Annotated in this window: 19 protein-coding genes; all 19 read left to right on the top strand. The window is 62.8% G+C overall.

Annotated elements, in window-relative coordinates; translation table 11 throughout:
- The first annotated feature begins 26 nt into the window (after window positions 1-26).
- Window positions 27-1,208 carry a class I SAM-dependent rRNA methyltransferase gene (locus ACH2CW_RS14875; protein ID WP_395059506.1) on the top strand — a complete coding sequence of 394 codons (1,182 nt, stop codon included), beginning with the start codon at window positions 27-29 and terminating at the stop codon, window positions 1,206-1,208.
- A gap of 211 nt (window positions 1,209-1,419) precedes the next feature.
- Window positions 1,420-2,475, top strand: a complete 1,056-nt coding sequence (locus ACH2CW_RS14870) for a CobW family GTP-binding protein (protein WP_395059504.1) — start codon at window positions 1,420-1,422, stop codon at window positions 2,473-2,475.
- Window positions 2,476-2,787: 312 nt separating this feature from the next.
- Window positions 2,788-3,870 carry an RNA polymerase-binding protein DksA gene (gene dksA / locus ACH2CW_RS14865; RefSeq protein ID WP_395059502.1) on the top strand — a complete coding sequence of 361 codons (1,083 nt, stop codon included), beginning with the start codon at window positions 2,788-2,790 and terminating at the stop codon, window positions 3,868-3,870.
- A gap of 34 nt (window positions 3,871-3,904) precedes the next feature.
- Window positions 3,905-5,719 carry an STAS domain-containing protein gene (locus ACH2CW_RS14860; protein WP_395059500.1) on the top strand — a complete coding sequence of 605 codons (1,815 nt, stop codon included), beginning with the start codon at window positions 3,905-3,907 and terminating at the stop codon, window positions 5,717-5,719.
- A 396-nt stretch (window positions 5,720-6,115) separates the two neighbouring features.
- On the top strand, window positions 6,116-6,544 hold the full coding sequence (gene mraZ / locus ACH2CW_RS14855) for a division/cell wall cluster transcriptional repressor MraZ (protein WP_395059498.1): 429 nt from the start codon (window positions 6,116-6,118) through the stop codon (window positions 6,542-6,544).
- 3 nt (window positions 6,545-6,547) lie between these two features.
- Window positions 6,548-7,507, top strand: coding sequence for a 16S rRNA (cytosine(1402)-N(4))-methyltransferase RsmH (gene rsmH, locus ACH2CW_RS14850; RefSeq protein WP_395059496.1), 960 nt, complete (start codon window positions 6,548-6,550; stop codon window positions 7,505-7,507).
- The gene (gene ftsL, locus ACH2CW_RS14845) at window positions 7,504-7,794 is read left to right on the top strand and encodes a cell division protein FtsL (protein ID WP_395059494.1); all 291 of its coding nucleotides are present in this window, start codon (window positions 7,504-7,506) and stop codon (window positions 7,792-7,794) included. Before rsmH ends, ftsL begins: the two co-directional genes overlap by 4 nt.
- On the top strand, window positions 7,791-9,524 hold the full coding sequence (locus tag ACH2CW_RS14840) for a peptidoglycan D,D-transpeptidase FtsI family protein (protein ID WP_395059492.1): 1,734 nt from the start codon (window positions 7,791-7,793) through the stop codon (window positions 9,522-9,524). The genes ftsL and ACH2CW_RS14840 overlap by 4 nt, the downstream gene beginning before the upstream one ends.
- A complete protein-coding gene (locus ACH2CW_RS14835; RefSeq protein WP_395059490.1) occupies window positions 9,524-11,020 on the top strand; it encodes a UDP-N-acetylmuramoyl-L-alanyl-D-glutamate--2,6-diaminopimelate ligase in 1,497 nt (498 codons plus the stop codon). The genes ACH2CW_RS14840 and ACH2CW_RS14835 overlap by 1 nt, the downstream gene beginning before the upstream one ends.
- Window positions 11,017-12,399 carry a UDP-N-acetylmuramoyl-tripeptide--D-alanyl-D-alanine ligase gene (murF, locus tag ACH2CW_RS14830; RefSeq protein WP_395059488.1) on the top strand — a complete coding sequence of 461 codons (1,383 nt, stop codon included), beginning with the start codon at window positions 11,017-11,019 and terminating at the stop codon, window positions 12,397-12,399. Before ACH2CW_RS14835 ends, murF begins: the two co-directional genes overlap by 4 nt.
- A gap of 78 nt (window positions 12,400-12,477) precedes the next feature.
- Window positions 12,478-13,656, top strand: coding sequence for a phospho-N-acetylmuramoyl-pentapeptide-transferase (mraY, locus tag ACH2CW_RS14825; protein WP_395059486.1), 1,179 nt, complete (start codon window positions 12,478-12,480; stop codon window positions 13,654-13,656).
- Entirely contained in the window at window positions 13,653-15,575 is a 1,923-nt protein-coding gene (locus ACH2CW_RS14820) for a Mur ligase family protein (RefSeq protein WP_395059484.1), read from the top strand. The genes mraY and ACH2CW_RS14820 overlap by 4 nt, the downstream gene beginning before the upstream one ends.
- Window positions 15,572-16,825: a putative lipid II flippase FtsW gene (gene ftsW, locus ACH2CW_RS14815; protein WP_395059482.1), complete on the top strand. Its 1,254-nt coding sequence runs from the start codon at window positions 15,572-15,574 to the stop codon at window positions 16,823-16,825. Before ACH2CW_RS14820 ends, ftsW begins: the two co-directional genes overlap by 4 nt.
- Window positions 16,826-17,048: 223 nt before the next feature.
- Entirely contained in the window at window positions 17,049-18,140 is a 1,092-nt protein-coding gene (gene murG / locus ACH2CW_RS14810; RefSeq protein ID WP_395059480.1) for an undecaprenyldiphospho-muramoylpentapeptide beta-N-acetylglucosaminyltransferase, read from the top strand.
- Entirely contained in the window at window positions 18,137-19,570 is a 1,434-nt protein-coding gene (murC, locus tag ACH2CW_RS14805) for a UDP-N-acetylmuramate--L-alanine ligase (protein ID WP_395059478.1), read from the top strand. Before murG ends, murC begins: the two co-directional genes overlap by 4 nt.
- Before the next feature lie 2 nt (window positions 19,571-19,572).
- Window positions 19,573-20,541, top strand: coding sequence for a D-alanine--D-alanine ligase (locus ACH2CW_RS14800; RefSeq protein WP_395059548.1), 969 nt, complete (start codon window positions 19,573-19,575; stop codon window positions 20,539-20,541).
- Window positions 20,538-21,329, top strand: coding sequence for a cell division protein FtsQ/DivIB (locus ACH2CW_RS14795; protein ID WP_395059476.1), 792 nt, complete (start codon window positions 20,538-20,540; stop codon window positions 21,327-21,329). Before ACH2CW_RS14800 ends, ACH2CW_RS14795 begins: the two co-directional genes overlap by 4 nt.
- Window positions 21,330-21,333: 4 nt before the next feature.
- Window positions 21,334-22,563, top strand: a complete 1,230-nt coding sequence (gene ftsA / locus ACH2CW_RS14790; protein WP_296922441.1) for a cell division protein FtsA — start codon at window positions 21,334-21,336, stop codon at window positions 22,561-22,563.
- A 142-nt stretch (window positions 22,564-22,705) separates the two neighbouring features.
- Window positions 22,706-23,935 (top strand): cell division protein FtsZ, encoded by a 1,230-nt coding sequence (gene ftsZ, locus ACH2CW_RS14785; protein ID WP_395059474.1) that lies wholly within the window; start codon window positions 22,706-22,708, stop codon window positions 23,933-23,935.
- Window positions 23,936-24,333: the final 398 nt, after the last annotated feature.

Genomic DNA, 24,333 nt, shown 5'->3' with positions numbered 1-24,333 from the left:
GCGCGGCAAGCCGCGACAATAGCGCCATGAAGTCCCTACGATTGAGAGAAGGCAAGGAGCGGTCCCTGCTGCGGCGCCACCCCTGGATATTTGACGGCGCGATCGCCAAAGGGGGGGGCGACCCCGGTGAAACCGTGCGGGTCGAGGGGCACGATGGCCAGTTTCTCGGCTGGGCTGCGTTCAGCCCGAGCTCGAAAATACGCGCGCGCGTCTGGAGCTTTGACGAAAACGAACGCATCGATGCTTCGTTTTTTATAGCGCGTATCGACCAGGCGATAAGGGCCAGGAGCCGCTTTGACATCCAGAGTAATGGCTGGCGGCTGATCCACGGCGAGTCCGATGGCCTGCCCGGTGTGGTGGTGGACCGGTATGCGGACACCCTGGTCGCGCAGTTCTCCAGCTGCGGCGCGGAGCGCTGGAAAAGTGTGATCGTGGATGCCTTGCTGGCAAAGACCGGGCTGACACGCTTGTACGAGCGCTCGGATGCCAGTGTGCGTTCGCTCGAAGCTTTGCCCGAAGCCACCGGTTGGCTGCAGGGCTCTGGCGACACCGGCATCACGATCACGGAACATGACTGGAAGCTGAGCCTGGACGTGGCCGAGGGCCACAAGACTGGCTTCTACCTGGACCAGCGCGACAGCCGCCGCAAGTTTGCCGACCATGCGCGTCGTCTGCAGTTCCAGAACGTGCTCAATTGTTATTGCTACACCGGCGGCTTCACGGTGGCGGCGCTGGCCGGCGGCGCGGCGCATGTGACATCGATTGATTCGTCCGGTCCGGCGATAGAACGCGCCAAAGCCAATGTGGCGCTCAACGGCTTTGATGCGGGCCGCACCACCATGATGGATGCCGATGTCAATACGTCGCTGCGCCAGTTCCACAAGGAAGGCCGGACCTTTGACGCCATCGTGCTGGACCCGCCGAAGTTTGCGCCGACGGTGGCACATGCCGAACGCGCCGCGCGCGCCTACAAGGACGTCAACCGCATCGCGCTGTCGATTCTGGCGCCGGGCGGGGTGTTGTTCACCTACTCCTGCTCGGGTGGCATCAGCGCCGACCTGTTCCACAAAATCGTGGCCTCGGCCGGCATGGACGCCGGGGTGGATGCTTTCATCACCGAACGCCTGGGCGGCGCGCCGGATCACCCGATGACGGTCAATTTTCCGGAAGGCGAGTACCTCAAGGGCCTGGTGCTGCTCCGGAAGTGATTTTCAAGCAAAAAAGGCATCCAGCCCATACCAGACGGGCGTAAGAAGCTATCAAAACAGGAGCAATCCGGCGCGCCGGGGCGCCTGGGCTTGACATGCCCTGTAGAGTAATCATGTTCCAGCATCAGGGGGATGGCTTGACCGCTAAACTCCCTCCTCCGTCCGCGCGCCCACCGCATCTTTTCATCCCGCTTTTCCTGAGGCAGATTCCATGAGCTTGATTCCTGTGACCATCCTGACCGGCTTTCTGGGCTCCGGCAAAACCACGCTGCTCAAGCGCATCCTGACCGAAGCCCACGGCCAGAAGATTGCCGTGATCGAAAACGAGTTTGGCGAGGAAAACATCGACAACGAGATCCTGGTCAACGACACCGAGGAAAACATCATCCAGATGAACAACGGCTGTATCTGCTGCTCGATTCGCGAGGACCTGCGGGAGACGCTGCAGTTACTGGCCGCCAAAAAACGCAAGGGCTTGCTGGACTTCGAGCGTGTGGTGATCGAAACCACCGGCCTGGCCGACCCCGGCCCGGTGGCGCAAACCTTTTTCATGGACGAGGAAATCGCCGAGCAGTATTTGCTGGACTCCATCCTGACGCTGGTCGACGCCAAACACGCGGCGACCCAGCTCAATGACCGCCAGGAGGCGCGCCGTCAGGTCGGTTTTGCCGACCAGATCTTCATCAGCAAGTCCGATCTGGTGGCTGCCGACGACGTGCAGGCGCTGATGCACCGGCTCAAACACATGAACCCGCGCGCACCGCAGAAGGCCGTGCATTTTGGCGAGGTGGCGATTGCCGACGTGTTTGACCTGCGCGGCTTCAACCTGAACGCCAAGCTGGACATCGACCCGGACTTCCTCAAGGCTGATGCGCATGACCATGCCGGGCATGACCACGCCGAAGGTGAACACTGCGACCACCCCGCGCATGCGCACGACCATGGCCATGGCCACCACCATCACCACGATGACGACGTCAAGAGTTTTGTGTTTCGCTCGGAGCGCGCGTTTGATCCGGCCAAGCTGGAGGATTTTCTGGGCGCCGTCGTCAACATCTATGGTCCGCGCATGTTGCGCTACAAAGGCGTGCTCAACATGGAGGGCACCGACCGCAAGGTGATTTTCCAGGGCGTGCACCAACTCATGGGCAGCGACCTCGGGCCGGCCTGGGGCGCGGATGAGCCAAAACTCAGCAAGATGGTGTTCATCGGCATCGATTTGCCGAAAGATATTTTCCTGCAGGGCCTGGAGCAGTGTCTGGTTTGAGGTAGTCTGTCCGCTCATTGCCTTGAAAGGCGGGAGGGCCTCATGTTTGTCTCCATTCTCCAACGATTAGGTCTGCGGGCGTCCCGGCATCCCGGCGAGCCGCTACAATCGCGCGCCGACTCCACTACCCGGACGTCCCGACCAGGACAGTCAGGCGAAAAAGTCAGGGTAAGTACTGGCCTTGAAACTGCGGCGACGGCGACAGGCAAACCAGACAATCATGTAAAAGACAAGGCTGGACTGGCAAAAAACAGTTCAGCCAGGAGCCAGCATCAGGGTCATGCCGAAGCTGCTTCCCCGAGGAGACACGATGTGAAAGCGCCAGCCAAAAAGTCCAAATCACCGGTCAAAGCCGCGGCCAAGCCTGGCAAGCCTAAAGTCACGGCCAAAGCTGTGGCGAAGAAGGTAGCCAAACCTGCGCCCGCAAAAACCGCTGCTGCCAAAAAACCAGCCAAACCGGCCGCCAACCTTGTCAAGGCCAAGCCGGAAGTCGCCGCCAAGCCGGTTGCGAAAACAAAGGCCAAGCCTGTGACCAAGTCGGCACCCGCCAAGAAAACACCCGTCGCCGCCAAAAAGGCTGCAAAGCCCCTTGTCAAACCCGCGGTCAAAGCGGCCAAACCTGTCATCAAGCCGGCGCCCAAGCCGGTTGCGGCCGGGAAGGCCACCGCCAAACCTGTAGAAAAAGTCATTATCAAAACGATCACCAAAACGGCTGCGGCCCCGGCCGGCAAAGCCGCGCCCAGCCCGTCACCCATCGCCGCAGCGCCAGCGCCGCTGCAGACACCGGCGCTCAAGCCGGGACGCCGGGCTTCCCTGCGCAACTCCTCCTTTGCGCCGCCACCGGCGCCCATGGTGCCCACCCATTCTCCCGACGCCGCCAAAGCCAGCTACTCAGCCATTGCCGAACGTGTGATCGCGCCGCCCCCGCATGTGGCGGCCAAGAAAGATCCCAAGCTCGCCAACAACTGGAAGACCAAGGCTGCCGACATGTTGTCGGACGAAGAGGTCAAGGCCATGCCTGACTCCGAGTACATGAACGACAAGCAGTTGGCTTTTTTCCGCTACAAGCTGTCCCTGCTCAAGCAGGACATTCACAACAGCGCCGGCGAGACCACCGAGCATCTTCGTGAAGACACGGTGGTGGTGCCAGACCCCGCGGACCGCGCCACCATCGAGGAAGAACATGCACTGGAGCTGCGCACCCGCGACCGCGAGCGCAAGCTGCTCAAGAAAATCGAGCAATCGATTGCCCGCATTGATTCCGGTGACTACGGCTACTGCGATGAAACCGGCGAAGCCATCGGTGTCGGGCGTTTGATTGCCCGTCCCACGGCCAATCTCTCGCTGGAGGCGCAGCAGCGCCGCGAGCTCAAGCAGAAAATGTTTGGTGACTGATTCGTCCGGCACCCATCTGATCTGACCTCCACCCATGGCCAAAGAAGACCCTGCGCCCGGCTTGTTGTCAAAAGTCGTGAAATTCGTCCGCAACCCGGCGACGAATTGGTCCGATCTGGAGAACAAGGAATCAGGCCGCGAGGAAGCCATGAGCAAGCAGTTGCTCAAGGAAATGATCGAACGCAAGCGTCGCAACGACTTTGTGCGCAAGCGCGAATTCGACATGCTCAGAAAAATGCGCAAGCGCGAAGCCATGACCGGGCAGGATCCAGGGGCCCGACCATCGTTCTTCCAGAGCAGCATGCCGTCCAAACCGGACGATCGCGCCGTGACGCTGAAGAAGATCGACGAAATTGAAGCCCAGATGTCCATGCAGTGGTGGAAAACCAAACATGCCAGCCCTTCGACCATGAGTGCTGCGGCGTCGTTGTCCGCCCCCTTGGCGGGGTCTCCAGCGGCCCCGAACAACCTGAGTGTTCATGCACCGCTGCTGGACAACGCGCTTCCTGGCAGTTATGCCCGCACAGCGCCCAGCGAACTGACAGCGGCACTCGCCAAAATGAAGGCGGGTGCCGCCGTACCTCCCGCCGCTCCCATGATGTCGGACCTGCTCGGTTCTGTGCCTGCCCCGGTTGCGCCGCCGCCAGCACGGCCGGCCAGTCCACGGGCGATTTCGGCGCTGTCCCGCGATGACACGCCGTCGGGTTTTTCGGCTTCCAAGTTTTCCGTGGTCGATGGCGCGGAAGTTGCGCACGACCCTGAACTGGAAGAGGCGTCCATTCGTTTTGCCAACGGTGACGATGCCGGCGCCGAATCTGGCCTGCTCGAAACGCTGGGCCCGCAGGGCAGCCGGGCACAACACCCCGATACCTGGCTGGCCTTGTTTGACTTGTACCGCGCCACGGGGCAGCAGGATAAATTCGAGAATCAGGCGATAGAGTTTGTGGGCCGTTTTGACCGCTCCGCCCCGCAGTGGTTCTCCATGCCCGATATGGTTCAACAACTGTCGTCGCCATCCAGCCAGAGTTCGGGCAATGGACCGGCTGCCGACTGGATTTGCCCGTCAGTTTTGGGTATTCAGACCGTTGCAGCCATGACCGCTGCCTTGTCCCGCGCTCCCATGCCCTGGCGCCTGGACTGGCACAACCTCAAGAACATCGATGCGGGTGCCGTCGAGCCTTTGAGCAAGGTATTCAGCGGCTGGTCGGCGCAACCGGTGCAACTGCGCTTCATCGCTGCGTCGCAGTTGCAGCAGGTGTTGCAGAATGCCACGCCGTCGGGGGTGCGAGACACTTCCGAGGCATGGTGGCAACTGAGGATGGAGGTCTTGCGCGTCACGCATCAGCCCGACGAATTCGAACTGACCGCGCTCGATTTTTGCGTGACCTATGAGGTATCGCCGCCCGCCTGGGACAGTGCGCGCTGCGAGTACAAGCCGCTCGATCCGCATGGCACCGCAGTCAGCGGGCAGGCCATCATTGGTGATGTGTACCGCGATTCCGCGCCTTCGAGCATCAGCAGCGCCCTCGATGGTGACACGCTGATGGATGGAAATTCACAGATGTCCAATTTGTTCGCGGTCGAGCTGTCCGGCCAGATCGAAGGCGACGCCATCGACGTGCTGGACAAGCTCGAAGCCAAGCTGATGGGTGCGGACATCATGATCATTTCTTGCGCCAAGCTGATCCGCGTGGATTTTTCTGCTGCGGGAACGCTGCTCAACTGGGTATCTGCCCGCGAAGCGGAAAACCGTGCGGTTCAGTTCACCGAGGTGCATCGACTGGTGGCTGCATTTTTCAACGTGATCGGCATCACCGAACACGCCCGGGTGCTGACGCGCATCGACTGAGCGGGGCGCATCGCCGCAGGGCGTCTCCACGCGTATCTGCGCCCTGAGAACGGGCTTTCCTCCCCCTCAAGCTCTCGGCATTTTTTCTCGAACGTACCTACGCGCGGACAAGCGTTTCATCGCGTACGTTCTCGCGGCTGACTTCAAGCCTCAGGCTTGCTCCCCTTCCACCACAAACGCTTACGCCACGCCAGGCTTGAGACAACACTTTCATTAAGCCGTCTAAGTGCTTCATTTAGAACATCTTTTAAACCATTCCTGGTTTGAAATACGTTTCTAAGTGCTTGATTTCATTGAAAAAATTTGTTGCAAAGCCCTTGCACCCGAAAACTTTCCTGATAAAGTGGGAAAAAGTGCAATTAAGTGGTGAAAAGTGTTTTTTCAAAGGGTTTAGCAGTGTTTCAAGGCGCGTCTTCTGTAGCTCTCGATACCAAGGGTCGGCTTTCTGTGCCGACCCGGTATCGGGACGTGCTCAGCGCCACCGCTGCCAGCCAGCTCACCATCACCAAACATCCGCATGGTTGCCTGATGATATTCCCGCGCAACGAATGGGAGAAATTTCGCGAGCGTATTTCCGCGCTGCCGATGGAGGCCCAGTGGTGGAAGCGGATTTTTCTGGGCAACGCCATGGACGTCGAGATGGATGCCAGTGGCCGTGTGCTGGTGTCGCCCGAGCTGCGCGTCGCCGCAGGCATCAGCAAGGACACGGTGCTGCTCGGCATGGGCAGCTCCTTTGAGCTCTGGGACGCGGCGACCTACGCTGCGCGGGAGGCCGAACAGATGAAGTTGCCCATGCCCGATGTCTTCAGAGACTTTTCATTCTGAAAGATGGCGGTGCAAGACCCATGGACACATCGCACCGTCTTGTTGAACGAAGCAGTCGCAGCGCTTCACATCCAACCGGACGGCCATTACATCGACGCGACCTTTGGGCGCGGTGGTCATTCACGCCTGATCCTGTCGCAGTTGTCTGCTGCGGGCCGCTTGACCGCCTTCGACAAGGATCTCGAAGCGGTCGCCGAGGCGAAGACGCTGAGCGATGCCCGGTTTTCGATTCGCCACGAGGGTTTCAAACACCTGGGCGATTTGCCGCCTGCCTGCGCAGCCGGTGTGCTGATGGACCTGGGCATCAGCTCACCGCAGATCGACAACCCGGCACGCGGCTTTTCGTTCCGCGGCGACGGCCCGCTGGACATGCGCATGGACACCACCCGTGGACAGAGCGTGGCCGAGTGGCTGGCCGATGCAGAAACAGACACCATAGCGGAGGTCATTCGTGAATATGGCGAAGAACGGTTTGCTGGGCAGATTGCAAAGGCGATTGATCGTCGCCGACAGGAGCGGGGCCCTGTTGGAACCACCGCTGAGCTGGCCGAAGTCGTGGCTGGCGCGGTCAAAACCCGCGAGCCGGGCAAGGACCCTGCAACGCGCACATTTCAGGCTTTTCGGATTTTCATCAACGCCGAGCTTGAAGAGCTGCAACAGGCGTTAGAGGCCAGCCTCAAAGTACTGCAACCGGGAGGACGTTTGGTGGTGATCAGTTTCCATTCGCTGGAAGACCGCATCGTCAAGCAATTTATTGCGGAGCATTCGCGCGAGGTGTATGACCGTCGTGCGCCCTTTGCCGAACCGAAACCGATGCGGCTGAAGGCGCTGGAGCGTACCAAACCCGGCGACGAGGAGGTCGCCGCCAACCCGCGCTCGCGCAGTGCGGTCATGCGGGTGGCCGAACGCACTGAGGTGCCAGTCCAGGCTATCACCCAGCGCTACCCGGGGGGGGCGGCATGACGCGTTTGAATCTGGTGCTGCTGGTCGCCGTGCTGTTCAGCGCGCTTTACCTCGTTCGCACGCAGTACGAGTCGCGCCGCCTGTATGTCGAACTTGAAAAGACCGCAGCCTTGAGCCGCAAGCTCGAAACCGATCGGGAGCGTCTGCAGGTCGAAAAACGCGCCCAGGCCACGCCGCTGCGCGTGGAGCAGATTTCCAAGGATCGCCTGCAGATGCGCACGGCCACGCCGGCCATCACCGCGTATGTTCGTTACAAACAGCCGCCGGCAGGCGAGGGCGCACCGTGAGCAGGAGCGTGCTTTATTCGTCTAGTCCGTTGCTGGCGAGCAAGACACCCGTCTGGCGCAGCAAGCTGATCGTGGCCGGCATTGCGCTGGCCTTTGCCGGTCTGGCCGGCCGCGCAGCCTATGTTCAGGTCATCGGCAACGATTTCTTCCAGCGGCAGGGCCAGGTGCGATTTGCGCGCACGCTGGAGCTGCCTGCCAACCGTGGTCGCATCCTGGATCGCAATGGCTTGTTACTGGCGACCAGCGTGGTGGCACCCAGCATCTGGGCCATACCTGAAGACGTGGATGCCGACCGGACACAACTCGGCGAACTCGCGAAGCTGCTCGAGATGCCGCTGGCGGAGCTGGCCAAAAAGCTGGCCGACGAGGACAAGACCTTTGTCTGGATCAAGCGGCAGGTGGACGAACCGGTTGCCCAGAAAATCCATGCCCTCGGCCTCAAGGGTATTTACCAGCGCAAGGAATACAAGCGCCAGTACCCGGAAGGCGAAACGGCCGCCCATGTGGTCGGCTTCACCAATGTGGAAGACCGCGGCCAGGAGGGCATCGAGCTGGCCTTCAACAAGGAACTGGCCGGCAAGGCCGGGTCGCGCCGGGTGATCAAGGACAGGCTGGGCCGGGTGGTCGAAGATGTGGGCGAGCAGGTGCCGCCGCTTGAAGGCAAGGACATCCAGCTCAGCCTGGACAGCAAGGTGCAGTTTTTCGCCTACCAGAAGCTGCGTGATGCGGTCATCGCGCGCAAGGCCAAGGCCGGCAGCGTGGTGGTGCTCGACACCATCACTGGCGAGGTGCTGGCGCTGGCCAACTACCCGAGTTACGTTCCGAACAAGCGGCAGAACCTGACCGGCGAGCAACTGCGCAACCGCGCCATCACCGACACCTTCGAGCCGGGGTCCACCATGAAACCGATCACGGTCGCGATGGCAATGGAGGCCGGGCGGATCAAACCACAAACCTTGATCGACACCGGGCCCGGCCGGTTCAGTATCGGCGGCTTCACCATCAGCGACACCCACAACTACGGCACGCTGACAGTCGAAGGCGTGATCCAGAAGTCGAGCAACGTCGGCGCGCTCAAGATTGCGCAGAAGATGAGCCCGCACGAGATGTGGGACACCTACACGGCACTCGGTTATGGCCAGAAGCCGCAGATTCAGTTTCCCGGCGCGGTCACGGGCCGACTGCGTCCCTGGAAAACCTGGCGGCCGGTGGAGCAGGCGACCATGTCGTACGGCTATGGCTTGTCGGCCTCCTTGTTCCAGATGGCGCATTCGTATACACCGTTTGCCCATGACGGCCAGATCATCCCGGTCACCATGCTCAAAAGCAGCGAGCCGGCCGTCGGCATCAGGGTTTTCTCTGCCGACACTGCACGCGCGGTGCGAAAGATGCTGCAGATGGCTGCGGCCCCTGGCGGCACCGGGCCGCTGGCGCAGACCGTTGGGTACTCGGTCGGCGGCAAGTCGGGCACCGCGCACAAACAGGTCGGCAAAGGCTACGCCAGCAATAAATACCGCGCCTGGTTCACCGGCATGGCGCCGATCGAAAACCCGCGCATCATCGTGGCGGTGATGATTGACGAGCCGAGCGATGGCAAGTATTTTGGCGGCGTGGCCGCTGCGCCGGTTTTCAGCGAAGTGGTGCAGCAGACTTTGCGCATGATGGGTGTGCAGCCGGACATGAGCGTCAAGCCGCAAATTGTCTACGCTCCGGTCGAGGAGTCCTTCTGATGGACCAGTTGCAGACACCCGGACAGGCGGCGCAGTGGCTGCGGCAGCGGGTCGGCGGCAGCTTGTGGACGGACAGCCGCAAGGTGGCGGCGGGCGACGGCTTCATCGCCTGGCCGGGTGCCGCCACCGATGCGCGCAACTATGTGGCGGGTGTGCTCAACGCCGGCGCGCAGGCTTGCCTGGTTGAACGGGACGGTGTTGAAAGTTACGGCTTCTCGGACAACCGCGTGGCGGCCTATCCCGGACTCAAACTGGCCACGGCGCCTATTGCTGCAGAATTTTTCGGGCATCCCAGCCGCCAGTTGGATCTGCTTGCAGTGACCGGCACCAATGGCAAGACCTCGACCGCCTGGTGGCTGGCCCAGGCGCTGGAGCGTCTCAAACGGCCTTGCGGCGTGGTCGGCACCCTTGGGATGGGCCGGCCTGAAGCCATGGTGTTCAACGGCCTGACAACGCCTGATCCTGTGTTGTTGCAACAGCAGCTCGCGCGCTGGGTCAATGAAGGTTTCGCGGCTTGTGCCCTTGAAGCGTCGTCGATCGGCATCGCCGAACACCGCCTCGATGCGACCGCCATACGCGTGGCCATCTTCACCAACTTCACGCAGGACCATCTCGACTACCACGGCGACATGGCGTCCTACTGGGAGGCGAAAGCGCGCCTGTTCTGCTGGCCGGGTTTGAAGGCGGCGGTACTCAACATCGATGACCCGAAAGGCGAGGCCTTGGCGTTGTCCCTGCGCGACTCGGGCCTCGATGTCTGGACCGTGTCCTGCGCTGCGCCGGCCCGTCTCAGGGCGCAGGCCATCGACCAGGGCAAAGATGGCATGCGCTTCGACGTGTGTGAGGAAAATTCCTGCCACCGGCTGTCCACCGGCCTGGTCGGCCGGTACAACGTGTCCAACCTGCTGGGCGTGATCGCGGCCCTGCGCGCACTCGGTCTGCCGCTGCGCGAAGTGGTGGACGCCTGTGCCGATCTGTCACCGGTGCCGGGGCGCATGGATGTGGTGTCAGTGCCGGGCCGCCCGCTGGTCGTGATTGATTACGCGCACACCCCCGACGCGCTTGAGAAGGTATTGGGTGCGCTTCGGCCGCTTGCCGAGGGACGCTCTGGCCGGCTGTGGTGCGTCTTTGGTTGCGGCGGTGAGCGCGATGCCGGCAAACGGCCGCTGATGGCAGCCGCAGCCGAAAAAGGCGCCGACCGTGTCGTGGTCACCAGCGACAATCCGCGCAGCGAGGACCCGGCCAGCATCGTCGGGCAGATCATGAAAGGCTTCAGTCGCAGCGGGGTGGCCGAGGTTGAGCCCGACCGCGCGGCGGCCATCAGCCACTCCATCGGCCAGGCGCAAGCTCACGATGTGATTCTGATTGCCGGCAAGGGCCATGAGAGTTACCAGGACATTGCCGGCATCAAGTTGCCGTTCTCCGACAAGGCGCAGGCTGAAGCCGCTTTGCGCCAGGATGCTCTTTCGAAGGCCAGCGTGGGCGGTTTCGCATGATGACCTTGCAGCAGGCCCTGAAGTGGCTGCCCTCGGCACGGCTGGTGGGCGATGGCGCCCTGCAGTTCACGCGTGTTCACAGCGATACGCGCAGCCTGCGGCCTGGCGACCTGTTTGTGGCGCTCAAGGGTGAGCGTTTTGATGCGCATGATTTCCTGTCGCAGGCCGCCAGCCAGGGCGCCGTGGCGGCATTGGCGCAGCGAGGTTTGTCCCCCAGCCAGCCTGGCCTGCTGGTCGACGATTCCCTCAAAGCCCTGGGTCAACTGGCCGCCGGCTGGCGCTCGCAGTTCAGCCTGCCCTTGATTGCCGTGACCGGCAGCAATGGCAAGACCACTGTGACGCAGATGATCGCTTCCATCCTGCGATCGTGGAAAGGCGAGGCTGCCTTTGCAACGCAGGGTAACTTCAACAACGACATTGGCTTGCCTTTGACGCTGCTGCGTCTGCGCGCGAGCCATGAAGCCGGCGTGGTCGAACTTGGCATGAACCATCCCGGCGAGATCGCCTACCTGGCTGACCTGGCCAGGCCCACTGTGGCTCTGGTTAACAACGCGCAGCGTGAACACCTGGAGTTCATGGCCACCGTGGAGGCGGTGGCGCATGAAAACGGCAGCGTGATCGCGGCGCTGCCTCACTCGGGGGTTGCGGTGTTCCCGGCAGATGAGGCCTTCGCCCCGATCTGGCGCGCAACAGCCGGGTCCCGTACGGTCATGACCTTTGCCGAATCGGGCGCAGCCGATGTGACCGGTGCTGCGCAGTGGCGCGGCAGCGCCTGGCGGGTGCAAGCCAATACGCCGCAAGGCGCGCTGGATTTTTCGCTGCGGGTCGCCGGCCGCCACAACGTCAAAAATGCCCTCGCCGCGACCGCCTGTGCGCTGGCAGCCGGTGTTCCGCTGGCTGCCATCTCGGCCGGCCTGTCGGCTTTTTCACCGGTCAAGGGCCGCTCGCGCGCCTTGCAGGTCACGATGGCCGGCCGCGCCATCACCCTGATTGATGACAGTTACAACGCCAACCCTGATTCGGTGCGTGCCGCCATAAACGTGCTGGCCGATTTGCCGGGGCCACGCCTGCTGGTGCTCGGTGACATGGGCGAGGTGGGTGATCAGGGGCCAGCTTTTCATGCGGAAGCCGGAGCGCACGCGCGTGAACGCGGCATCGAGCAGGTATTCACCTTGGGAGCGCAGTCCGTGGGCGCGTCCGGCGCTGTTGCTGGAGGCCGGCATTTTGGCGACAACATGGCCGCCCTTCAGACCGCGGTGGTACGGGCCCTGCCCGAGATAAGCAGCGTGCTGGTCAAGGGTTCGCGTTTCATGAAGATGGAGCGTGTGGTGGAAACCATCACCGCCCATACACAACAATCGGAAGAGGAACAACAATGAGCCCCGACGTTCACATGCGTTCACTGCCCCCCGAGGAGGCGCTTGCCTCCTTTCAGGCGGCTCGGCAGGAGGCACCCCATGCTGCTTAGCCTGGCCCAGTGGCTGCAAACCATGTCGCCGGAGTTCGGCTACTTCCGGGTGTTCCAGTACCTGACGTTCCGCGCGGTCATGGCCGCGCTCACGGCCTTGCTGATCGGACTGATTGCCGGCCCGTTTGTGATCCGGCGCCTGACGCACCTGAAAATCGGTCAGCCCATCCGCGAGTACGCGATGCAGACCCATCTGAGCAAGAGCGGTACCCCCACCATGGGCGGGGTGTTGATCCTGCTGTCGATCGGCATCTCCACCCTGCTGTGGTTTGACCTGAGCAACCGATTTGTCTGGATCGTGCTGATCGTCACGCTGGGGTTTGGTGCCGTTGGCTGGGCTGACGATTGGCGCAAGGTTGTGCACAAGGATCCGGAGGGCATGCGCTCGCGGGAAAAATACCTGTGGCAGTCGGTGATCGGCCTGCTGGCGGCGCTCTACCTGGTGTTCAGCATTTCGGAGAGCTCCAACCTGAGGGTGCTCGAATTGTTCTTCAGCTGGGTCCAGTCCGGCTTTGACGTGAACCTGCCGCCCAAGGCCGGGTTGCAACTGCCCTTCTTCAAGGAGATCAGTTATCCGCTGGGCGTGTTCGGTTTTGTGCTGCTGACCTACCTGGTCATTGTGGGTTCCAGCAACGCGGTCAACCTGACGGATGGCCTCGATGGCCTGGCGATCATGCCCGTGGTCATGGTGGGCTCGGCGCTCGGCGTGTTCGCTTATGTGACCGGCAGCGCGGTGTATTCGAAGTACCTGTTCTTCCCGCACATTCCCGGTTCCGGTGAGTTGCTGATTTTCTGCTCGGCCATGGCCGGCGCGGGCCTGGCCTTTTTGTGGTTCAACACCCATCCTGCGCAGGTTTTTATGGGTGACGTGGGCGCGCTGGCGCTGGGTGCGGCGCTGGGAACGATCGCGGTCATCGTGCGCCAGGAAATCGTGCTGGCCATCATGGGCGGCATTTTTGTGGTCGAGGCGCTGTCAGTCATGTTGCAGGTGATGTATTTCAAGTACACCCGTGCGCGTCACGGCGAAGGCCGGCGGTTGTTCAAGATGGCCCCGCTGCACCATCACTTTGAAAAAAACGGCTGGAAGGAAACGCAGGTGGTCGTGCGCTTCTGGATCATCACCATGCTGCTGTGCCTGATCGGCCTGTCGACGCTGAAACTGCGATGAACGCCAACGAACCGATCAACCCTGGCGACCCGCCTGAGCAGCCTCCCATGCAGGTTGCTTCGGTGCATGTGCCGGAGCCGGCCGCGCAGGTTTCGGCGGACGAAGCGGTCGAGCCACGTCCCGCAGAGGCTGGCAAGGCTGGCGCGCGATCTTTGCCTGAAACCCTGACGGCCGCGCGCGACGCGGCTGCTTTTGTGGCGCAATTGTTTGCCGAAGTCGCTGCCCCCGAACAAGCTGCGACTGAGCTGCCGGTGTTGGCCGAGGAAAGTGTGCCTGGCCCTGGCGACGACCTTGTGCCCGAGGCCACCGAGCCCTCTGCTGCGGCGGCCGTGTCTTCCCTGCACGGCAAACATGTGCTCATCCTCGGTCTGGGCGCTTCGGGCCTGGCCATGGTGCGCTGGTGCGTACGCCTGGGTGCCCGCGTCACGGTGGCCGATACCCGCGAGACGCCTCCCCAACTGGCGCAGTTGCAAGCGGAATTACCGCAGGTGATTTTTTGCCCAGGCGCCTTCGAGGCCAGCTTGATCGAAGGCCAAGACATTCGCGCCGTCTTCAAGAGCCCTGGCCTGTCGCCGGCATCGGTCGCGCCGGTGATGGGTGCGGCCCAGGCACAGGGTCTGCCCTGCGGCAATGAGTTGAGCCTGTTCGCGCAGGCGCTCTCGGACCTTCGCCAAACACGCGCCTATGCCCCCCAGGTGCTCGCGATCACCGGGACCAACGGCAAGACCACCACCACGGCACTGACTGGGCAACTGGTCGCCCACGCAGGCAAGACCGTGGCGGTGGCTGGCAACATCGGCCCCAGCCTGCTGGACACACTCGCCGGGCACATGGATGCCGGGACCTTGCCCGAAGTCTGGGTGCTGGAGCTGTCCAGCTTCCAGCTCGACGGGGTGCAGGACTTCGAACCCAGCGCCGCCACTGTGCTGAACCTGACGCAGGACCATCTGGACTGGCACGGCAGCATGGCCGCCTATGGCGCGGCCAAGGCGCGTATTTTTGGCAGCAAGGGCCTGCTGGTGCTCAACCGCGATGATCCGGCGGTGATGGCGATGTTGCCGAGCGCCGCCGGGCCGTCCCAAGGCGCGAGAGCCCCCTCTGGGGGCAGCGCAGCACACGCAGTGGCAAGCGTGGGGGAGCCAAAACCTCCAATGCGCGTCAAGTTGCAAAAGCCGCAGTTGCGCGAGTACGTCACGTTCGGGCTTGGAGCGCCGCAACGGCCGGGCGACTACGGGATTGAGACCGTCAACGGCATGGCCTGGCTGGTGCGTGCGGCCGAAGCCGATGAAACCGTGAAGCGCCGCAAGGACGAAGAGTTGGTGCTGCACATACAGCGCCTGATGCCGGTCGAGGCCATGCGCCTGCGCGGCCGCCACAACGCCACGAATGCGCTGGCCGCGCTGGCGCTGGCCAGTTCCGTGGGTGCAACCATGGCGTCGATGTTGCACGGCCTGCGGGATTATGCGGGTGAGCCGCACCGGGTCTCACCGGTCGCGGTGGTCCATGACGTGGAGTATTTTGACGACAGCAAGGGCACCAATGTGGGCGCCACGGTGGCAGCGTTGACCGGCCTGGGCGCTGAGCGCAAGCTGGTGCTGATTGCTGGCGGGGACGGCAAGGGCCAGGACTTCTCGCCGCTGGCCGATCCGGTGCGCAAATATGCACGGGCGGTGGTATTGATCGGGCGGGATGCGCCCTTGATCCGCGCTGTGCTGGCAGGCACGGGTGTGCCGCTGTTCGATGCCGATTCCATGCAGGCCGCCGTTGAGCTGGCAGCGGGACGCGCCCAAACCGGTGATGCCGTGCTGATGTCGCCGGCCTGTGCGAGTTTTGACATGTTTGACAACTATGGGCATCGCGCCCAGGTGTTTTGCGATGCTGTGCAGTCGCTCGCAGGCGATGCGGGGGTGGTGTCATGACCATCGCCACACGCCTTGCGGGCTGGTTCTCCGGCCTGGGTGGCGCAGCCACCCAGGGCCTGCCGGTCCGGCTGGGTGGTCAGGGCGCGTCGCGCACAGCGTCGGTACCAGTTCGTTTGTCGGGCGTGGACCAGTCACTGATCTGGGTCACGGTGGCGCTGCTGGTCTGGGGCCTGGTGATGGTGTATTCCGCTTCGGTCGCGATGCCGGACAACCCGAAGTTTGCGCGTTATGCGCACACGCATTTTTTGCTGCGCCATGCCATCTCGCTGGGTGTGGCCTTTGCGATGGCACTGCTGGCTTTCCAGGTGCCGGTGGCAACCTGGGAGAAGCTGGCGCCCTGGCTGTTTGTGGCCTCGCTGGTGTTGCTGATGCTGGTGCTGGTTCCCTTCATCGGCAAGGGCGTCAACGGCGCACGGCGATGGATCTCGCTGGGCTTCATGAACTTTCAGCCCTCGGAGCTCGCCAAGTTTGCGGTCTTGCTGTACGCCGCCGACTACATGGTGCGCAAGATGGAGGTCAAGGAGCGGTTTTTCCGTGCTGTCATGCCCATGGCCATCGCCATCGCCATCGTCGGCCTGTTGCTCCTGGCGGAGCCGGACATGGGTGCCTTCATGGTGATCTCGGTGATCGCCATGGGCATTCTTTTCCTCGGCGGTGTCAATGCGCGCATGTTTTTTGTGATCGCCACCGTGGTGGTGATCGCTTTTGCGCTGATGGTGATGCTCAGCGACTGGCGCCGCGAGCGGATTTTTGCCTACCTCGATCCGTGGAGCGACAAGTACTCCATGGGCAAGGGCTACCAGCTCTCGCATTCGCTGATCGCCTTCGGGCGCGGCGAGGTGTTTGGCGTGGGCCTGGGCGGCAGCATCGAGAAGCTGCACTGGCTGCCTGAAGCACACACCGACTTTCTGCTCGCGGTCATCGGTGAGGAATTCGGCTTCCTCGGCGTGTTGTGTGTGATCGGCGCCTTCATGTGGATGACGCGCCGCATCATGCACATCGGCCGCCAGTCGATTGCGCTGGACCGCCTGTTTGCCGGCCTGGTGGCCCAGGGTGTGGGCATCTGGATCGGCTTTCAAGCCTTCATCAACATGGGTGTGAATCTCGGCGCCTTGCCGACCAAGGGCCTGACCCTGCCGCTCATGAGTTACGGCGGTTCAGCGATCTTGATGAACCTGATTTCGCTGGCGGTGGTGCTGCGGATCGACTACGAAAACAGATTGTTGATGCGGGGAGGGCGACCATGAGCTACCTGGCGAGGGGCCCCAACCTGATGGGGATCGACAGTAAGGCGAATGGGATGCGCTTGCCGAAGTATGGGAGGTCGATGACTCGTACCGGATGGGAGGCAAGGACCATGAGCTACCTGGCGAGGGGCCCCATCCTGATGGGGATCGACAGTAAGGCGAATGGGATGCGTTGCCGACGCCCGGCCGTTCGCCTGGCGCAGCAGTTGCGGAGGCAACCGGCATGAGCAAGTGCGCTCTCATCATGGCCGGCGGCACCGGTGGCCACATCTTCCCCGGTCTGGCCGTTGCCGAAGCCCTGCGCGAGCGCGGCTGGCGCGTGCACTGGCTGGGCGGCAAGGGAACTGCCGAGCGTCCCAGCATGGAGAGCCAGCTGGTCCCGCCGCGCGGTTTTGCCTTTGAAACCATTGATTTTTCCGGCGTGCGCGGCAAGGGGCCGGTCACGCTGGCGCTGCTGCCCCTGCGGCTGCTCAAGGCCTTCTGGCAGAGCATTGCCGTGGTGCGCCGCGTCCAACCCGATGTGGTGGTGGGCCTGGGCGGCTACATCGCTTTTCCAGCCGGCATGATGAGTGTGCTGCTGGGCAAACCGCTGGTGCTGCATGAGCAGAACTCGGTGGCCGGTTTGGTCAACAAGGTGTTGGCCGGCGTGGCCGACCGGGTGTTCACGGCGTTTCCTGGTGTCATAAAAAACGCGCAATGGGTGGGCAACCCGCTGCGGCCTGCATTCACGCAGCAGCCGGACCCGGAGATCCGTTTTGCCGGACGCAGCGGGCCCCTGAAAGTGCTGGTGGTCGGCGGCAGCCTGGGTGCGCAGGCGCTCAACAGCATCGTGCCGCAAGCTCTGGCCCTGATCCCGCAAGAGCAGCGCCCGCACGTGTTGCACCAAAGCGGTGTCAGCCAGATCGACGCGCTGCGCGAGAACTACCGCGCCGCCGGTGTCCATGCCGAACTCACACCCTTCATCGAGGACACCGCCGGCGCCTTTGCCGAGGCCGACCTGGTGGTGTGCCGCGCCGGCGCCAGCACCGTGACGGAAATTGCGGCGGTCGGCGCTGCCGCCGTATTTGTACCTTTCCCGGCGGCGGTGGACGACCACCAGACCCGCAATGCGGCCTTCCTGGTGGACCAGGGTGGTGGCTGGTTGGTGGCGCAGCCGGCGTTGACACCGCAATACCTGGCTAACTTGCTACAAAAAACAGAGCGCTCTACGCTCATGGAACGTGGGCTACATGCCAAAAAGATGCAAAAAATAACTGCCACCGCCGAAGTGGTGGCTGCCTGCGAGGAACTCGTCCAATCATCGGACCGACCATGAAACACGCGATCAAACACATTCACTTTATCGGCCTGGGTGGCTCCGGCATGTCCGGCATCGCCGAGGTCTTGCACAATCTCGGCTACCTGATCTCGGGGTCCGATCTGTCGGACAGTGCCACCTTGCGTCGGCTCGCCGGCCTCGGCATCAAGACCTTCGTCGGACACGCCGCAGACAATCTGGACAAGGTCGATGCCGTGGTGACCTCCACGGCGGTGCAGGCCGATAACCCCGAGGTGCTGGCCGCGCGCGAAAAACGCATTCCGGTGGTGCCCCGTGCGCTCATGCTGGCCGAGCTGATGCGCCTCAAGCAGGGCATTGCGATTGCCGGCACCCACGGCAAAACCACCACCACCAGCCTGGTCGCCAGCGTGTTGGCCGAGGGCGGGCTGGACCCCACTTTTGTGATCGGCGGGCGACTGAACAGTGCCGGCGCCAACGCCAAGCTGGGATCTGGTGACTACATCGTGGTCGAGGCCGACGAGTCCGATGCCTCCTTCCTGAACCTGCTTCCGGTCATGGCGGTGGTCACCAACATTGACGCCGACCACATGGAGACCTACGGCCACGACTTCGGCAACCTGAAAAAAGCGTTTGTTGATTTCCTGCACCGCATGCCGTTTTACGGCACCGCCATCCTGTGCACCGACGATGCAGCGGTGCGCGACATCCTGCCGCAGGTGTCCTGCCCGATCACCAGCTACGGCTTCAACGAAGACGCCCAGGTGCGCGCTGTGGACGTGAAGGCGGTGGACGGGCAGATGCACTTCACGGTACGACGGCGCAACGGCGTGACCTTGCCCGACCTGCCAGTGGTGCTGAACCTGCCCGGTGAACACAACGTGCTGAACGCACTGTCGGCGATTGCGGTGGCCGTCGAACTCAATATTCCCGATGCGGCGGTGCAGAAAGCGCTGACTGACTTCAAGGGTGTGGGCCGGCGCTTCCAGCGTTACGGCGAGGTGGCTGCACCCGCCGGTGGCAGCTTTACGGTCGTGGACGACTACGGCCATCACCCGGTCGAGATGGCGGCGACGATTGCGGCCGCGCGCGGCGCCTTTCCGGGTCGACGCCTGGTGCTGGCCTTCCAGCCGCATCGCTTCACCCGCACGCGTGACTGCTTCGAGGATTTCGTCAAGATCATCGGCCAGGCCGACAGCGTGCTGCTGTCCGAGGTGTATGCCGCGGGCGAGGCACCAATTGTTGCGGCCGATGGCCGCTCGCTGGCGCGCGCGCTGCGCGTGGCCGGCAAGGTCGAGCCGGTGTTTGTTGACGACATCGAGGCCATGCCGCAGGCGATTGCCGACAACGCGCTGGCTGGCGATGTGTTGCTGAGCATGGGTGCCGGCACGATTGGGGGTGTGCCCGCGAAGCTGCTGGAACTGCTACAAAAAACAGAGCGCTCTGCGCAGGAAGGGCAGGGGCTGTGAGCCTGAAAGCATCAGAATTTGGCAAGGTGGCGGTGCTGCTGGGTGGCCGCTCGGCCGAACGTGAAGTCTCATTGATGTCGGGCCGGGGTGTGCTGGAAGCGCTGCGTCATCGCGGTGTGGATGCGCACGCCTTTGATCCTGCTGAGCGGGACATCAGTGAGCTCAAGCGTGACGGCTTCCAGCGCTGCTTTATCGCGCTGCACGGCCGTTTCGGCGAAGACGGCACGGTGCAGGGTGCGCTGGAGTTGATGGGTATTCCCTACACCGGTTCCGGCGTGATGGCTTCCAGCATGTCGATTGACAAAGTCACCACCAAACGCATCTGGCTGGCTGACGGTCTGCCAACGCCAAAGTACATTTTGCTGCGTCGCGGCGCGTTTGACCGCAAGCAGGTGATGGCGGTACCCGACGAACTGGGCTTGCCGGTCATCGTCAAACCTGCGCGCGAAGGGTCATCCATCGGCGTGGTCAAGGTCGAGGGTTATTCCGGCATGGCCGGTGCCGTGGAGCAGGCTGCGCTGCTGGACGCCGACGTGTTGTGTGAACAGTTCATCAGTGGCGACGAGGTGACCTGCCCGGTGCTGGGAACCGGCGACAGCGCCCGCGCGCTGCCGGTGATCCGCATCGTGGCGCCCGAAGGCAACTACGACTACCAGAACAAGTATTTCACCGACACGACGCAGTACCTGGTGCCCTGCGGCCTGCCTGCGGGTGAGGAGAAAGCCATCCAGGCCCTGGTGTTGCAGGCCTACCGCGTGCTGGGCTGCCGCGGCTGGGGCCGGCTGGACGTGATGATTGATGCGAAAACGCGCAAGCCCTACCTGCTGGAGATCAACACGTCGCCCGGCATGACCAGCCACTCGCTGGTGCCGATGTCGGCACGTGCGGCCGGCATCAGTTATGAGGACCTGTGCCTTGAAGTACTGTGCGGCGCGCGCCTTGATCACCCGCTGGAGGGAGACGCTGCATGACCCCGTCGCTGCCTGCACCCATGGACGTCCGGCTGATGAACATCGTCTCCCTGCTGCTGGGGCTGGCGTTTGTCGGGATGCTGGCGGTGCTCGGCATCGGCTGGCTGGTGCAGCAGAACCTGTTTCGGCTGGCGGCCATCAAGGTGCGCGGCGACGTGAGCCACAACAATGCAGTCACCCTGCGAGCCAACGTGCTTCCCCGGCTCAATGGCAATTTTTTCACGGTAGACCTGCGCGGCGCGCAATCAGCGTTCGAGTCCGTGCCCTGGGTGCGCCGGGCGGTGGTGCAGCGTGAGTTTCCGAACCGGCTGAGCGTTGTGCTGCAGGAACACAAGGCGATTGCCTACTGGGGCCGGGAAGCCGACGCGCAGTTGGTCAATACCCATGGTGAGGTGTTTGAAGCGAATCCGGGTGATGTGGAGTCCGAGGACCTGCCCCTGCTCAGCGGCCCCGACGGCCAGGCCGCGCTGGTGCTGGACGCCTACCGCAGGTTGTCACCGGTGTTCGAGAAAATTGATGCGCAGATTGAGCTGCTTGAACTGACCAGCCGGGGCAGTTGGCGCACCCGGCTTGATGACGGGGCTACGCTGGAACTCGGTCACGGTGCCATGGAAGAAATTGAAAACCGCGTAGCGCGTTTTGTCGCCACGCTCACGCAGGTGGCTGGCAAATTTGGCAAGCCGCTGGAGTCCGCTGACCTGCGTTATGGCAACGGCTACGCGATCAAGCTGAGGGGTGTCACCACCACCGTGTTGGGTGACAAGGCAAACGCGAAAGAAAAAAGGTAAAGATATGGCCAAGGAATACAAAGATCTCGTGGTGGGGCTGGACATCGGGACCAGCAAGGTCATGGCAGTGGTGGCCGAGGTCTTGCCGGGTGGCGAGCTCAAGCTGGCGGGCCTGGGCATCGCCTACAGCAATGGACTCAAGCGCGGCGTGGTCGTCAACATTGACGCCACGGTGCAGAGCATCCAGCAGGCATTGAAAGAAGCCGAACTGATGGCCGACTGCAAGATCGCGCGGGTTTATACCGGCATCACCGGCAGCCACATACGCGGCATCAATTCCAGCGGCATGGTTGCAGTCAAGGACAAGGAAGTCACGCAGGCCGATGTGGCCCGCGTCATCGAGACCGCCAAGGCCATCAACATCTCCACCGACCAGCGCCTGCTGCTGGTCGAGCCGCAGGAATTTGTCATTGACGGACAGGACGTGCGCGAACCGATCGGCATGAGCGGTATCCGGCTGGAGGCCAAGGTGCATATCGTCACCGGCGCGCAAAGTGCGGCCGAGAACATCATCAAGTGCGTGCGGCGTTGCGGCTTGGAAGTCGACCAGCTGATGCTCAACCCGCTCGCTTCCAGCCTGTCGGTGCTCAGCCGTGACGAGCAGGAACTCGGCGTGGCGCTGGTCGATATTGGCGCCGGCACCACCGACGTGGCGATTTTCACCGGTGGTGCAATTCGCCACACCGCCGTGATCCCGATTGCCGGCGACCTGATCACCAGTGACATCGCGATGGCGCTGCGTACCCCGACCAAGGACGCCGAGGACATCAAGGTCGAAAACGGTTTCGCCAAACAGTTGTTGGCCGACCCGGACACCCAGGTCGAGGTACCCGGTCTGGGTGACCGCGGCCCGCGCATGTTGTCGCGCCAGGCGCTGGCTGGCGTGATCGAGCCGCGCATTGAAGAAATTTTCTCGCTGGTGCAGCAGGTGATTCGCGAGTCGGGTTACGAGGAAGTGTTGTCATCCGGCATCGTCATCACCGGCGGCAGCGCGGTGATGCCCGGCATGGTTGAGCTGGGTGAAGACATCTTCCTCAAGCCAGTGCGGCGCGGCATCCCGCGTTATTCCAGCGCGCTGGCCGACATGGTGGCCCAGCCCCGTGCTGCCACCGTGATGGGTTTACTCGAAGAAGCGCGGCTGGCGCGCATGCGCGGCCACCGCGTCGCGCAAAAGGCGGGCAGTGTGCACAACGCTTTCGGCAAGGTCAAGGACTGGCTGGTGGGGAACTTCTGATGAAAAAAAATCATGTTTTTGTCTGGCGGAGCCCGCGTTGCAAACATTCCGGGGGCGCCGATCCCCCTGCATGAGGCGAGATCACCTAAAGACTTTCAATAAAAATTTTTTGGCAACTGCAACACACTGACAGGAGGCTCACATGAGCATCGAAATGATTGAAATCGAAGAGTTCAACCAGGGCACGCAAATCAAGGTGATTGGCGTGGGGGGCGGCGGCGGCAACGCGGTCGAACACATGATTGAACGCAATGTGCAGGGCGTGGAGTTCATCTGCGCCAACACCGATGCCCAGGCCCTGGGCCGCGGCAGCGCGCACAAGCAGATCCAGCTGGGCGGCAGCGGCCTGGGCGCTGGCAGCAAGCCCGAGAAGGGCCGTGACGCGGCCGAGATGGCGGTGGAAGACATCCGCGAAGCGATTGCCGGCGCGCACATGTTGTTCATCACCGCCGGCATGGGCGGCGGCACCGGCACCGGCGCCGCGCCGGTGATTGCGCGTATCGCGAAAGAAATGGGCATCCTCACGGTTGGTGTGGTGACCAAACCCTTTGAGTTCGAAGGCGGGCGCCGCATGACCAACGCCGACCTCGGCCTGGCCGAGCTCGAAGCCAATGTCGATTCGCTGATCGTGGTGCTCAACGAGAAGCTGCTTGAGGTGCTGGGTGACGACGTGACGCAGGACGAGGCCTTTGCGCATGCCAACGATGTGCTGAAAAACGCCGTTGGTGGCATTGCCGAGATCATCAATGTTCCCGGCCATGTCAACGTCGACTTCGAGGACGTGCGCACCGTGATGGGTGAGCCCGGCAAGGCGATGATGGGCACGGCCCGCGCCAACGGGCCGGACCGCGCGCGCATCGCGGCTGAACAAGCGGTGGCCTGCCCGCTGCTCGAAGGCATCGACCTGTCGGGCGCCAAAGGCGTGCTGGTGCTGATCAGCGCTGCCAAGGGTTCGCTCAAGCTCAACGAGTCCAAGCTGGCCATGAACACCATCCGCGCCTATGCCTCGCCCGATGCGCATGTGATCTACGGTACGGCCTACGACGATGAGCTTGGCGAGGACATCCGCGTCACCGTGGTGGCCACCGGCCTGAGCCGCCAGGGCGCACGCCGCACGGCGCCGCCGCTGCAGGTGCTGCGTACGGGTACCGACAACATGCCGGTCCTCAACATGGCCGTCGGCGGCGGGTCTGTCAGCAGCGTCCACCCCGGTGGCAACATGGGCTCGGCCCAGCCCGACTACGGCAACATGACGGTGCCCAGCGTCTGGCGCACCAACCGCACCCAGGCGGCGGCCAAGGTCGATGCGCTGGCATCGGGCGGCATGGACGACTTCGAGATTCCGGCTTTCCTGCGCAAGCAGGCAGACTGATCGCGGGTTCAAAGTCCGAGGCTTGGCGCTGCGGCTGAGGTTCGCACTGGGCAGTAGGGGTGACTCCCCACTCCCTCCCCCCGCCCCTCCCTCGCCCCGCTGGGCGATGGCGGGGAGCTTCATTTGGCCGCGTGTGCTGTTCTTGCGTGCAAACATCACTGTCTGTTGGGATTCCCGTGCAGGAAGCGCTACGCGCTTCCTGCACTCCGGATGGGAGTTCTGCATTGGTATTTGTCTTATCTCCACTACCCGTCGGGCTGGGCCGAGGAGCACAGCCGAAAGTGGATCAGGACGAGCGATTGTTTGAGGTTCTATATTTTTCGTCAAACTGGCTTGGGCACCAATCGCGTCGGATCGAACACCTCGTTGCCTTTCCAGACTGCGAATGCCACGCGCAG

This window comes from Polaromonas sp., assembly GCF_043778355.1.
Taxonomy (GTDB): domain Bacteria; phylum Pseudomonadota; class Gammaproteobacteria; order Burkholderiales; family Burkholderiaceae_C; genus Polaromonas.
This window is presented reverse-complemented; position numbering and strand designations above follow the sequence as displayed.